Source organism: Streptomyces sp. NPDC048484, from assembly GCF_040651415.1.
Lineage (GTDB): Bacteria > Actinomycetota > Actinomycetes > Streptomycetales > Streptomycetaceae > Streptomyces.
The window spans coordinates 86,036-98,241 of record NZ_JBEZJY010000037.1; the positions used below are offsets into that span (position 1 = coordinate 86,036).

10 protein-coding genes and 1 pseudogene are annotated in these 12,206 nt (G+C 69.0%); 4 read left to right on the forward strand and 7 right to left on the reverse strand.

What is annotated here, in order from left to right:
* Positions 1 to 11 precede the first annotated feature (11 nt).
* The 3 genes from AB0D14_RS31950 to AB0D14_RS31960 all read right to left on the reverse strand — a co-directional run bounded on the left by AB0D14_RS31950 (position 12) and on the right by AB0D14_RS31960 (position 3,792).
* The gene (locus AB0D14_RS31950; protein WP_362786092.1) at positions 12 to 800 is read right to left on the reverse strand and encodes a DUF4097 family beta strand repeat-containing protein; all 789 of its coding nucleotides are present in this window, start codon (positions 798 to 800) and stop codon (positions 12 to 14) included.
* Between the two features lie 182 nt (positions 801 to 982).
* Positions 983 to 2,188 carry a fused response regulator/phosphatase gene (locus AB0D14_RS31955; RefSeq protein ID WP_362786094.1) on the reverse strand — a complete coding sequence of 402 codons (1,206 nt, stop codon included), beginning with the start codon at positions 2,186 to 2,188 and terminating at the stop codon, positions 983 to 985.
* Complete coding sequence (locus tag AB0D14_RS31960; protein WP_362786096.1) at positions 2,185 to 3,792, reverse strand: CHASE3 domain-containing protein; 1,608 nt, start codon at positions 3,790 to 3,792, stop codon at positions 2,185 to 2,187. The genes AB0D14_RS31955 and AB0D14_RS31960 overlap by 4 nt, the downstream gene beginning before the upstream one ends.
* A gap of 108 nt (positions 3,793 to 3,900) precedes the next feature.
* Here AB0D14_RS31960 and AB0D14_RS31965 point away from each other — a divergent pair, with 108 nt between their 5' ends.
* A complete protein-coding gene (locus AB0D14_RS31965) occupies positions 3,901 to 4,671 on the forward strand; it encodes a response regulator (protein WP_362786098.1) in 771 nt (256 codons plus the stop codon).
* 41 nt (positions 4,672 to 4,712) lie between these two features.
* Here AB0D14_RS31965 and AB0D14_RS31970 read toward each other — a convergent pair whose 3' ends face one another.
* Together AB0D14_RS31970 and AB0D14_RS31975 are read right to left on the reverse strand one after the other, a co-directional pair.
* The gene (locus tag AB0D14_RS31970) at positions 4,713 to 5,387 is read right to left on the reverse strand and encodes a 2-phosphosulfolactate phosphatase (protein WP_362786117.1); all 675 of its coding nucleotides are present in this window, start codon (positions 5,385 to 5,387) and stop codon (positions 4,713 to 4,715) included.
* Positions 5,388 to 5,524: 137 nt separating this feature from the next.
* The gene (locus AB0D14_RS31975; RefSeq protein WP_362786102.1) at positions 5,525 to 6,877 is read right to left on the reverse strand and encodes an MFS transporter; all 1,353 of its coding nucleotides are present in this window, start codon (positions 6,875 to 6,877) and stop codon (positions 5,525 to 5,527) included.
* Positions 6,878 to 7,468: 591 nt separating this feature from the next.
* Here AB0D14_RS31975 and AB0D14_RS31980 point away from each other — a divergent pair.
* On the forward strand, positions 7,469 to 9,850 hold the full coding sequence (locus AB0D14_RS31980; protein ID WP_362786104.1) for an AbfB domain-containing protein: 2,382 nt from the start codon (positions 7,469 to 7,471) through the stop codon (positions 9,848 to 9,850).
* A gap of 70 nt (positions 9,851 to 9,920) precedes the next feature.
* Here AB0D14_RS31980 and AB0D14_RS31985 read toward each other — a convergent pair whose 3' ends face one another.
* Both AB0D14_RS31985 and AB0D14_RS31990 read right to left on the reverse strand, forming a co-directional pair.
* The gene (locus AB0D14_RS31985; RefSeq protein WP_362786106.1) at positions 9,921 to 11,219 is read right to left on the reverse strand and encodes an MFS transporter; all 1,299 of its coding nucleotides are present in this window, start codon (positions 11,217 to 11,219) and stop codon (positions 9,921 to 9,923) included.
* The gene (locus AB0D14_RS31990) at positions 11,216 to 11,704 is read right to left on the reverse strand and encodes a MarR family transcriptional regulator (RefSeq protein WP_362786107.1); all 489 of its coding nucleotides are present in this window, start codon (positions 11,702 to 11,704) and stop codon (positions 11,216 to 11,218) included. Before AB0D14_RS31990 ends, AB0D14_RS31985 begins: the two co-directional genes overlap by 4 nt.
* A 117-nt stretch (positions 11,705 to 11,821) precedes the next feature.
* Between AB0D14_RS31990 and AB0D14_RS31995 the strand changes: the two are divergent.
* A pseudogene (locus tag AB0D14_RS31995) lies at positions 11,822 to 11,971 on the forward strand (GrpB family protein); the annotation flags it as partial.
* A gap of 39 nt (positions 11,972 to 12,010) precedes the next feature.
* The coding region (locus tag AB0D14_RS32000; protein WP_362786109.1) for a transposase at positions 12,011 to 12,206 on the forward strand (196 nt) is incomplete at its 3' end.

Consider the following 12,206-nt stretch of genomic DNA (forward strand, 5'->3'; position numbering starts at 1 on the left):
GTTGGCGGGGCTCACTCGACGCCGGCCGTGACGTCACCGTTGACGGTGGTGAGCGTCATGCTTCGGTCGTCGTCCACATCGACGGTGGGGACGGTGACCGACGGGCGGCCGTTGTCGGTGGTCGCCGTGACCCGGTAGGCGGGCGCGTCGCGCGGCACGGTGACCCGCACCGAGCCGTTGGTGGAGACGGCGCCGACCCGGTCCGGAGCCGTGGCGCAGTCGAGCGTCACGTCGCCGTTCACGGTTTCGGCGTGCACCTTGCCGGCACGCAGGGTTTCGGCGTGCACGGATCCGTTACGGGTCTCCAGCCGGACGGCGGCGTCCCCCCGGCCGGACCTGGTCACCGTCACATCGCCGTTGACGGTCGTGAGGTCCAGTGCCGCGAGGACACCGGCCACATCGATACCGGCGTTGCGGGCGGAGACGGTGACGGACGCGCCCGCCGGGACGTCGACCTCGGGCATACGGGGACACTCCTGGCCGTGCGGGCCCCGCGTCGGGCAGGACAGGTCGAGCACCCAGGTGTCGTCCCGGTGGGACCAGTGGTGCCGGATGTGCCGGTCGACGCCGGCCCGGTCGCCGTCGGCGGGCCGCAGGCGCACCCCGTTGTCGGTACTGATCACCAGGTCGGCGCCCCGGGCCACGGCGGGCTGTGCCCCGGCCGCCCATGAGCCGTCGTTCCCGTCGTTCCCGTCGCTTCCATGGCGACTTCCTCCGCTGCCGCCGCACGCCGCGACGAGAGGGAAGACCGCGACCAGGGCAACCAGGCGCCGTGCCCACGACGTTGTCGTTGCGTCCATGCCCGGTCGGTTTCCCCCTGCCCGCGCATCCATGACTCCCGCTGCCTCGCGAGAACCCCGCCGAGCACGGCTGTGCGGCTGTGCGGCTGTGCGGCTGTGCGGCTGTGCGGCTGTGCGGCTGTGCGGCTGTGCAACCGATGTCAGGGACGGTCTGCTCGACGGTGCCTGTTTCCACACCGTTCTCAGAGGCGGGTGGGACCACTGCCCCAGTCGAGGCGGAGCACTGCCAGGTCGTCGGAGTGCCGTCCGGCGTTCAGCGCATGGGTTTCCTTGATGAGGAGGTCGACGTGGACGGCGGGGTCGGTCGACGGCTGGTTCCCCATCAGCGCGAGCAGCCCTTCGACGCCGAGCCGCTCACCCTTTGTCCCGTTGTGCCCTTCTGTGAGGCCATCGGTGTAGAGGGTGAGGGCTCCGGTGGGCGGCAGCGGAACGACCGTGGAGGGCCAGCTGCGGGCCCCGGGGACGATACCCAGTGCGATGCCGTGTGCTGCGGTCAACTCCCAGGTCCCCTCGGCTGTGGTGAGGAGCGGTTCGTGGTGCCCGGCGAGATGGAGGGTGGCGGTGGCGGCGTCCTGGTCGAGGGTGAGGAGGGTGCAGGTGGCGAACAGTTGCTGGCTGCCCCGCTCGGCGACCAGGATGCGTTCCATGAGGTGCAGCAGGTCGCCTCCGCGGTGTCCGCCGAGCACCAGGGAGCGCCAGGCGATCCGCAGGCAGACGCCGAGCGCCGCTGCGTCGGGACCGTGGCCGCTGACGTCGCCCACAACGGCGTGCAGCAGTCCGTCGTCTCCTTCCACCACGTCGAGGAAGTCCCCACCGAGCAGGGCCATCGTGGCGCTGGGCAGGTAGCGGGACGTCACCCGCACTGTGGAGGTGTCGAGGATCGGCTGGGGCAGCAGGCCGCGTTCCAGGCGGGCGTTCTCTTCCGCCCGCAGCCGGATGGCCTGGGCTTCCGCGCTCGCGCGTTCAGTCTGGTTGCGGTAGACGGCGTAGCGCAGCGTCCTCTGCAGAAGGTCCGCTTCGACCTTCCCTTTGACGAGGTAGTCCTGGGCTCCGGCGGCCATGGCGTCGGTGCCCGCCCGGTCCTCGGACAGCCCGGTCAGGACGATCACCGCGGTGTGCGGTGCCAGCGCCCGGACGGCTGTGACCGCGTCTATGCCCGACACGTCGGGCAGGTGGAGGTCGAGGAGCACACAGTCGATCGGGCTGCCGACCAGTTCGGTGCGGGCCTCGGCCAGGCTGGTCCGAACGGTCAGCGCGAACCGCAGCCCGGTGTCGTGCAGGAGTTCCTCCACGAGCAGGGCGTCGCCCAGGTCGTCCTCGATCAGGAGGATGCGGTACATCGGCTCGCCGGAGGGCGATTCCGGGGCGGCTGTCATCGCTGCGGTCATCCTGCCGGCTCCGCGTCGGATCTGGTGGCCTCCGGCATCGGGGACGAATCGGAGCTTTCCGGCGGTTGGGGTGCGAGGGTGAAGGTGAAGCGTGCTCCGTCGCGGTACGCCGGGTCGACGGCGATCGTACCGCCGTGGAATTCGACGATCTTCTTGCACATCGCGAGTCCGATTCCGCTGCCCGCGTAGGCGTCCTTCGTGTGCAGTCGCTGGAAGATCACGAAGATCTTGTCGACGTACTCCGGTGCGATGCCGATGCCGTTGTCGGTGACGGTGAACCGCCACAGTTCGCCCTCTCGGGCCGCCGTGACATGGATCTTCGGCGCTTCGCCCGGCCGGCGGAACTTGACCGCGTTGCCGAGGAGGTTCTGCCAGAGCATGCCCAGCTGGGTGGGGTCCGCGACCAGGGTCGGCAACGGGTCGTGGGTGATCGTCGCTCCGGCCTCTTCGATACCGACGCTCAGCGCGGACAGGGTCCCTTCCAGCACCTTGTCCAGGTCGATGCTCTGGTGGGCGTTGTGCAGCCGCCCGACCCGGGAGAAGTCGAGCAGGTCGTTGATGAGGATCTGCATGCGGTTCGCCCCGTCGACCGCGAAGTCGATGTACTGATCGGCCCGGCTGTCGAGCTGCCCTCCGTAGCGCCGCTGGAGGAGCTGGGTGAAGCTGGAGACCTTGCGCAGCGGCTCCTGCAGGTCGTGGGAAGCCACATACGCGAACTGCTCCAGCTCGGCGTTGGAGCGCTGAAGGTCCGCGGCCTGCGCGTCCAGGCGCAGCCGGGTCTCCTCACTGAAGGCCAGTTCCCGCACGAGACGCCGGCGCATGAAGTCGATCTCGCCGCTGAGGCGCCGCAGGTCCGCCGGGCCCGTCAGGGTGATGGGATGGCCGAAGTCGCCGCCGGAGATGGCTCGGGCGTCCACGCCGAGCCGTTCCAGCGGCCTGTTGATGCCACGGCGCAGTCCCTCGAAGATCAGAGCCGTGAGGACGACGATGAGTACCGCGATGGCGCTGAACACCCAGTTCCGCAAGGTCATCGTGGCCGTCAGGTCATCCCTCGCCTGTACGCGTTCCGCGCGCAGCCGTTCCTGCTGGCCGCTCAGAGCGCCCCGTACGTCGTCGAAGGCCGCCTTGCCCTCCGCTGCCCGTTCACCGGCCAGCGGTGAGGGCAAGCCGGGCGGCGCGGCGGCGATGGGCCGGGCCACCCTCTCCTGCCACTTCGTGACGGCATCCTGCACTGCTTTCAGGTCCTCCAGGCCCACGGGGTCGTCCTTGAGCAGCTTGGTGAGTTGCGCGAGGTTGGCTTCCTGCTCGGTGATCCCCTCCCGGTAGGGAGTGATGAACTCCGGAGTACCGGTGAGCCCGTAGCCGCGGATACCGGTCTCCTGGTTGAGCACGGCCGCTTCCAGACGGATCGCGATGGTCAACGCGGGAGACCGCACGTCCACGATGTCCTCACTGATCGACTCGGTCCGCCCCAGGACCCAGGCTCCCGCCGCCCCGAGCAGGGCCAGAATCACCAAGGAGGCGGCCACCCCCACGCGAAGCCACCTCCTGGTCGTCCACGCTGAAAGCCCTCGCGCACGCGATTGCCTCTCATCGCCGGTCATCCTGTGGACTCCTCGCTGTGCCAACGGCCTTGAAAGTTGGGGCAGCACACTTTAGAGGGCGACAACCCTTGTTGTCGCGGGGGTGCCCCTGGACCTAAAGTGCCGGGTATGCCTGGCAAGGACTTCGCGTCGCGGATCACTCCGCAGGAGACAGCCACCATCGCGGACGCGGCGGTCGGCCATCTCGCGCAGCGCCTCGCCCGTCGGCTGTTGGAAGCCCCGTCGCCCCCGGCATCGGACGACCCGGCACACGCCTTGACTCTGCTCCACGTGCTGGATCATCTCAAGCAGGCCACTGAACGACTTCAGCAGGAAGCGGCCGCGACTGCCGCCCACACGGGTGCCGGCTACCCGCAGATCGGTGCCGCCTGCGGCATGACCCGGCAGGGTGCCCGGCGCCGCTGGCCGGGGCTCTTCCACCACTCCAACGAGAAACCCACGGAGCATCCGACAATGACGACCCCCATCCGCCCCTTCGACGTCCTGCTCGTCGAAGACGACCTTGCCGACGCCATGCTCATCGAAGAGGCCCTGTCCGAGCGCGGGGCCCGCAACCTGGTCCAGGTCACCGACGGGGTCGCGGCACTGGAACACCTGCGGACCCCGGGCACCCCACGGCCCGACCTCATCGTCCTCGACCTGAACATGCCCCGGATGAACGGCCGCGACCTGCTCAAGGTCCTGAAGTCCGATGACGACCTGCAGACGATCCCCGTGGTCGTCCTCACCACGTCCACCGCTCCGGACGACGTCACGGGCGCATACAGCAGTCATGCCAACGCCTACGTGACCAAGCCCGTCAATCTGGAGGAGTTCGAGCAGGCCGTCCGGAGCATCGACGCCTTCTACCTCGACACCGCCACGCGGCCCCGGCCCTGACCGGCCGGACAGGTCCTGATGCCTGTGCCGGTAGTTGATCGTCAGTCAGTGCGTGGACGCAGCACCATGAGCGAGCCTTCCAAGGTCGCCACCATGGCAAAGGGGAACCGGTCGACCTCAAGACAGAGCGCAACGTCATCGGGATGGACTCCTTGACGCACCCCCTCCGCCAGTTCGGCGGCGGCTCGCGACTCGGCAGCGCGGCGGAGGAACTCAGCAGCATCCGTCTGCGCCCCGGTGGCTCTCCGAGCGATGTATTGCGCACACGCCAGATCTTCGTCGGCCTGCCCATCGTCCCCGGTGACCACGAACGTGACACTGTCACTCTCGCGCGTCCGCAAGAGCCGAGCCGTTGCCTCCGCCACCACGAAGCCGGCGCACAGCACCAGCGGCGCCTCCTTGACCGCGAGGGCGCCGACCGTCCCTGCCGTGGTCTTCTGCACAACGGTCCGTCCGCCAAGGTCGATGGACCGCAGCAGGCCCGGCGAGTTGACGGCGTCGAACCCGGGCGCGGGCGGACCGTCTTTGAGCGCCACCCACTCCGGGTGGCGAGCCTTGAGCACCAGTGCCTCGTCCAGTGACTCAGCGAGAACGATCTTTTCCGCCCCCTGGGCGAAGGCCCAGGCAGCAACGGTGAAAGCACGCATGACGTCGACCACGACCGCCACGGACGGGGCTTCGACCAGATCAGCGATACCAACAAAACGAGCGTCCATTCCGGTCATGCTCGCGCATGCCCAACACCGGACGCCCAAAGAGTAGTAGGCGTCACATCGACGGTCTCGGACCGCAGCACCTTCGCTGCATCGGACCGCAACGCGCCGGGCTGCCTGACAGCACCATCGCCTCCCTGTCACTCGACGTCATCCGAAGGGCGACTGCTGGACTCGTGGACCTCGGAGCGACCGGCCGTCAGCGGCGCGTTCTGCGCGGCCGGAAGCGTCCGTCCAAGGCGTGCGAGCGGGGACAGAGCCATCACCACCGGGGACAGCATCATGCCTGCGGCCGCCGCCAGGAGACTGGTGCGCAACCCCCACTCCTCAGCGAGGAATCCGCCGAGCAGGGAGCCGAGCGGGGACAACCCCATACCGACAAACGTGATCGTCGCGGCGGCACGGCCCTGCATCCCGTCCGGAGTGACCGTCTGCCGGACGGCCATGACCGCCACATTCACCAACTGGCCGCCGACCCCGAACACGAAGTTGACCGCGAGGAGCGCGGCAACGGTCACCACAGGGGAGCCGTGCAGGGCGGGCACACACAAGAACACGCCGTCGCCGAGTGCCGCCGCGGCCACGAGTACCGGGCCGTACCCGAACCGGTTCGGCAGGCGTGCGGCCAGCATGGAACCCAGGAGCGCGCCCGGCCCTGTCGCCGCGAGTGCCAGCCCGACGGCGGTGCCGGACAGGTGCAGTTCCCGCGGCAGGAAGAGCAGATAGACGGTCATCACGGCCGCGAAGGAGAACTGGAAGGCGGCCGAGGCCAGGCACGCGGTCCGCAGCACGGCATCGCTGACGACAAAACGGAGCCCCTCGTGGATCTGCCGCCAGACCCGAGGGGGACGTTCCAGGCGCTCCGGGACCGATTCGACTCGACGGATCCGTCGGATCGACAGGAACGACAGCCCGAAGAACAGCGCGCTGGAGGCAGCAGCGATCGGCGCCGACAACAGGGACACCAACGCACCGCCGAGGGCGGGGCCGCCGATCTGAGCGGCAGACCGGCTGCCCTCAAGTGCGCTGTTGCCACGCACCAGTTGGTCGCGTCGCACCAGCCGTACAAGAGACGTCTGGTATGCCAGGTCGAAGAACACGGAGAGCGCTCCGACGGCGAAGGCGACCATGAACAGCGCGGGCAGACCGAGCCAGCCGAAGAGGCCGGCCACGGCGGCGGCACCCAGGGCAAGGGTCCGCCCGACGTCAGTCAGCACCATCACCGTGCGGGTGCGCCACCTGTCCACCCAAGCGCCGACGAGGAGCGAGAACAACAGGATCGGCGCCTGGCCCACGGCGCGCAGGACGCCCAGCTGGGTGGCACTGGCATCGAGCGTCAGGACGGCGAAGAGCGGAAGGACAACCAGACCTGTGTGTTCCCCGAGTTGGGAGGCGGTCTGCCCCACCCAGAGTCTGCGGAAGTCGCTGTCCCGCCACAGGCTCGACGGATCGGGTCGACCGGAATCGGATACAGCGGAGGAAGCGGACGGCACAGAGGTCCCTCGGGTTGCCGACAACGAGGCCCGCTACCGGGCACACGACAGGTGCGCCGACGGTTCAGGCAGGAGAAGGCTCGCTGTGCCGCAGCATCAAGGGCAGCACGCGATGACAGGCCGATCGGCCTACAACGTCAACGCGCGCTCGGGCGACCGGGCATGTCCGCAACTCCTCGGGGGTCAACTCGCTTCACCCGGGACACTAGTGCTCGGCGGCTCGACGTGAAAGGCAATTACGGTTCGGCGCAGGCGGTCGGACCGGGCGAGCCGGACACCGAGCCCTCCCTTCGTTTTGTCATGCACCTGTACAGATGTTCCGCGGCATGCTGTCATGCCGACTAGCGCTGTTTCCAACGTTGTACAGGCAGATACGTCGAGCCGCCAGCCTTCTCGGCCGTTCCGGCCGTCGGACTCGCGGTACCGGCCGCCGCACCGGACCACATCGGCCCGGTGTCGCGGTGTCGCGGTGTCGCGGTGTCGCGGTGTCGCGGTGTCGCGGTGTCGCGGTCGGAGTGTGTCGCCCGGGCCACCCGGCCCCTCTTCGTACGTGTGCGTCCTTGCTCTCACCTCCGACCCCAAGGAGTCACGATGCGCAGCACCCCGGTCCCACGTCTCCGGGCAGCATGGCTGAGACGCCGGGCGAGGCGGATCACCACCGCGCTCGCCGCCCTCGCGCTGGTGTGCACGGCCGCCCTCACCGCCACGGGCACTTCTCAGGCCGCTCAGGCCGTACCGGCCGCAGCGGCCGCGTGGACACCCAAGCCCTCCCCCATGACCACCCCATGGACGAACCAGGTCCCGGTCGACAATCCGCTGCCGGAGTATCCACGCCCCCAGCTCACCCGTACCGACTGGGCCAACCTCAACGGCATCTGGGACTTCGCGGTCACCACGGCGGGCGCGGGCCAACCCTCGTCGTTCACCGATCAGATCCGGGTGCCCTTCGTCGCCGAGTCCGCGCTCTCCGGGATCCAGCGCAAGATCACCCAGAACGACAAGCTCTGGTACAAGCGCACCTTCACCGTCCCCACGGCCTGGACCGGCCGTCGCGTCCAGCTCAACTTCGGTGCCAGCGACTGGCGTACGACGGTCTGGGTCAACGGCACGCAGGCCGGCAGCACGCACAGCGGGGGTTACGACTCCTTCTCGTACGACATCACCGACCTGCTGGGCGGCGGCACCAACACCGTCGTCGTATCCGTCTGGGACCCCACGCAGACGGGCGGCCAGGCGGTCGGGAAACAGCGCATCAACGACGTGGCGCCCCACCCCGGGGGCGGCATCTTCTACACCGCGGCCTCCGGCATCTGGCAGACGGTGTGGCTGGAGCCGACGGCCGCGGCGCACATCACCCGGCTGGACATGGTGCCCGACCTCACGAACAACACCCTGAAGGTCACCGTCAGGGGCGACGGCGTCGCGGGGCACAGTGCCCGGGTGACCGTGTCCTCCGGCTCGACCACGGTGGGCAGCGCGACCGGCGCGGTCGGAGCCACGTTCACGGTGCCGATACCGGGCCCGCACCTGTGGACGCCCGAAGACCCGTTCCTGTACGACGTGAAGGCGGAGCTGATCTCCGGTTCGGTCACCGTCGACTCCGTGGGCAGCTACACCGGAATGCGCTCCGTGGGGACCGCCCGGGTCGACGGCGTCCTGCGTCCCGTCCTCAACGGCAAGTTCGTCTTCCAGACCGGCACCCTCGACCAGGGCTACTGGCCGGACGGCATCTACACCGCGCCGACCGACGACGCCCTCAAGTACGACCTGCAGAAGCACAAGGATCTCGGCTTCAACATGGTGCGCAAGCACATCAAGGTCGAGCCGCAGCGATGGTTCTACTGGGCGGACAAGCTGGGGCTGCTCGTCTGGCAGGACATGCCCGCGATGGACACGCGCGCCCCGGACAGCGCCGCCCGGACACAGTGGGAGGCCGAGTACGACCGCATCATCGACCAGCACCGCAGCTCACCGTCCGTGGTGATGTGGGTCAACCAGAACGAGGGATGGGGGCAGTACGACCAGGCCCGCATCGCCGACCACGTCAAGGCGTACGACCCCGCACGGCTGGTCGACAACATGAGCGGCATCAACTGCTGCGGCGCGGTCGACGGTGGTAACGGCGACGTCCTCGACCATCATGTCTACGTCGGCCCCGGCACCACCGTGCCCAGCGCCACCCGCGCCGCCGTCCTCGGCGAGTACGGCGGCCTGGGCTTCAAGGTCGCCGGTCACGAGTGGTATCCGGGCGGCGGCTTCAGCTACGAGGACCAGCCGGACCAGGCCCATCTCGACAACCGTCTGGTCGGACTCCTGGACGCCCTGCGCGAGCTACGGATGCCCGCCGGCCTCTCCGCCTCCGTCTACACGGAGATCACCGACGTGGAGAACGAGGCAAACGGCCTCCTCACCTATGACCGGCAGGTCGTCAAGGTGGACGCGGCCCGCGTCCGGGCCGCCAACCGCACTCTCATCGACACCTCCCGGGCTCCGACCACCCCCGTCGTCCTGCCCTCGAACCAGTACAGGTCCCTGCGGGTGACGACCTCCGGCTTCACCGACCGCTATCTGCGCCATCGGGACGGGGCCGCCTACACCGACGTGGTCGACGCGAACAGCAGCAGTCTGCTCAAGAACGACGCCACCTGGAAGGTCGTACCGGGCCTCGCCAACAGCGCCTGCTACTCGTTCCAGTCGCGCAACTACCCCGACCAGTACCTGCGTCACCGCGACTTCCGTGTCTACAAGGAGTCGGGCAGCGGGAACCTGTTCAACGCCGACGCGACCTTCTGTGCCGTGCGCGGCGCGGGCGGCGGCGTCCGGCTTTCCGCATCGAACTTCCCCGAGCAGTATCTGCGGCACTACAACGCCGAATTGCGGCTGGCGACTCCCGGCGGTGCCCACACGTGGGACAACCCCGCCTCCTTCACCGAGGACACCACCTGGGCCGTCGAAGCACCCTGGGCCCCCTGACCACGTGTGAGGGGCGGCACCCGCCGGGCCGCCGCCCCTCGCCTCGCCCGGCGCCAAGGCGGGAGGCGAATCAGCGAACCTGACCAGCGGCCGCCGCGTCGGCGACTCCAGGGGCAGTCAGCTTCGCGGCAGCAGGCGGCGTGCGGTAGGCGCGAAGGGGCGCGTTGGTCGCGGACACGACGGCGATCGCCAGGATGGCGGACAGTCCGCCGAAGACCAGCGAGAAGGAGGCGGAGGTGGCCGACGCCAACAGGCCACCACGGAAGTTGCCGAGTTCGGGGCCCGCGACACCGATGACGTGTTCTACCGAGGAGACCCGCCCCCGGTACGCGTCCGGGGTCTCCAATTGGACCAGGGCACTGCGGGTGACGACAGACACGGTGTCGGCCGCGCCCGCCACGGCCAGGCAGCCGAGCGCCAGCCACAACGGCCCCGCCAGACCGAAACAGGCCAGCGCCAGGCCCCAGACACCGGCCGCGGACAGCTGCACCAGGCCGCCGCGGCGCCAGCGCGTCACCGTGCCGGAGAGCAGACCGGCCGTGATCCCCCCGACCGCGACGGCCGAGAGGAACAGGCCCAGGGTCTGCGGGTTGCCCTCGAAGCGGATCTCGTTGACCAGCGGGAAGAGCGCGATGGGCATGGCGAGCAGTGTTGCGGACAGGTCGGTGGCCATCGAGCCCCACAGCGTCGGGCGGCGCAGGACGATCCGCCAACCGCCGCGCTCTGGCCGGCGCCTGCCGCCTGCCGCGTCAGCGCCTTCGGGCCGCATGGCAGGCAGGCGGATCACCGCGAGCATCGAGACCGCCATGGCCAGGGCCTGGGTTGCGTATGCGGCAGGGAAATCCCAGTGAGCGATGATCAGCCCGGCCACCGCGGGACCGGTCAGCATCGCTGCCTGGAAGGAGAAGTTGGTCAGTGCAAGACCGGCCGCGACCTGGTCGCCGGGCAACAGCCGGACCGGGAAGGTGCGCCGGGCAGGAGCTCCGAGAGCGCTGCAGCTCGTCCCCATGGCTACCAGGGCGAGCAGCAGCAGCACGTTGCCGTTGTCTGCCAGCGCCTGGGCGCACAGCCCTGCGGCGGCCAGCAGTTGGCCCGCGGTGGTGGCCCGCACCACCGCACGGCGGTCAAAGGTGTCGGCCAACGTGCCGCCGAGCAGCCCGAACAGCACCATCGGCAGGCCGATGGCGAGCCCGATGGCGCCGGTGCCCACGGGGCTGCCGGTCAGGTCCCAGACCTGGGCCAGCACCGCCACGTTGGCTATCTGTCCGCCGAGTTGAGAGGCGGAGGTACCGATCCACAGGTCGCGAAACGACTGACTGCCACGCAGCGGGCGGGTGTCGAGGAACCGGACATGGACACGCCGCCTCATGGCGGTGGCTCGACAAGGTGGTGGAGGATCCGCTGCCGCATCGACCGGCGTTCCAGTGCCCGCCGCACCTCCCCGACAACGGTGGTCATCGCGTACGGGACCTCGCTGTCCAGCTCGGCGACCGCCTCGTGGGTGGCGCGCCACTCCGCCTCCAGGAACGGCACCAGCGACCGGCCGCGCTCGGTCAGGTCGATTCGCCGGGTGCGGGCGTCAGGCCCCGGCTCGGAGGTGACGAGCTCCTCCTTGCGCATGGCGGCGATGGTCTGGCTGATCGCGGAGTGCGAGCGGTCCAGGGACTTCGCAAGCTCGCGGATGGTCAGTGGTCCGGTGTGGGCGAGTCGGATCAGCGGATAGGCGAACCGAGGCCGCACCCCCTCGATGCCACGCTCGACGTAGACCTGCTCGATCTCGGCGTCCATGGCAGCCAGAAGCGCGTGCAGGGAGTTCCAGGGATCGGGTAGCGCTGTGGGATCTGAAGATGTCACAGCGCTAATATAACAGCGCTGCGATAATCGAGACTCGTGGTCAGACGTTTACGACTCGGTACGCGACAGTCGGGGCCCTCGGAGTGATTCGACGGGCCCTGGCGATCCCATCTCTACGGCGTGGCCGCGGGTTCCAAGCCCCACCTTGACCACATCTCGCTCCGTGACCACCTGCGTAAGTGGCCCGATGAAGTCCGGCGCTACAGCGCGCTGAAGGATGCCTTGGCGCAGCGGTTCCAGGCCGATAGAGAGGGCAGGCGGGACTAATAAGTCATCTCATTTGGATGACTCGGTAGAATCTCCGTCATGGTGGGGATTGTTGAGCGGTTGGTGCCGGACGAGTTGTGGGAGTTGTTCCAGCGAGTGGTACCGGAGGCGCCGTCGCGCCCTCAGGGTGGTGGGCGGCGTCGGCACGGTGATCGGGAGGTGCTGGCCGCGATTGTGTTCGTGGCCACGTCGGGTTGTACCTGGCAGCAAGTGCCTTCCGCATCGTTCGGACCGT

Coding starts and splice junctions, on each gene's coding strand:
- AB0D14_RS31950 (WP_362786092.1), bottom strand. CDS start 800: ATGGACGCAACGACAACGTCGTGGGCACGGCGCCTGGTTGCCCTGGTC.
- AB0D14_RS31955 (WP_362786094.1), bottom strand. CDS start 2,188: ATGACCGCAGCGATGACAGCCGCCCCGGAATCGCCCTCCGGCGAGCCG.
- AB0D14_RS31960 (WP_362786096.1), bottom strand. CDS start 3,792: ATGACCGGCGATGAGAGGCAATCGCGTGCGCGAGGGCTTTCAGCGTGG.
- AB0D14_RS31965 (WP_362786098.1), top strand. CDS start 3,901: ATGCCTGGCAAGGACTTCGCGTCGCGGATCACTCCGCAGGAGACAGCC.
- AB0D14_RS31970 (WP_362786117.1), bottom strand. CDS start 5,387: ATGGACGCTCGTTTTGTTGGTATCGCTGATCTGGTCGAAGCCCCGTCC.
- AB0D14_RS31980 (WP_362786104.1), top strand. CDS start 7,469: ATGCGCAGCACCCCGGTCCCACGTCTCCGGGCAGCATGGCTGAGACGC.
- AB0D14_RS31985 (WP_362786106.1), bottom strand. CDS start 11,219: ATGAGGCGGCGTGTCCATGTCCGGTTCCTCGACACCCGCCCGCTGCGT.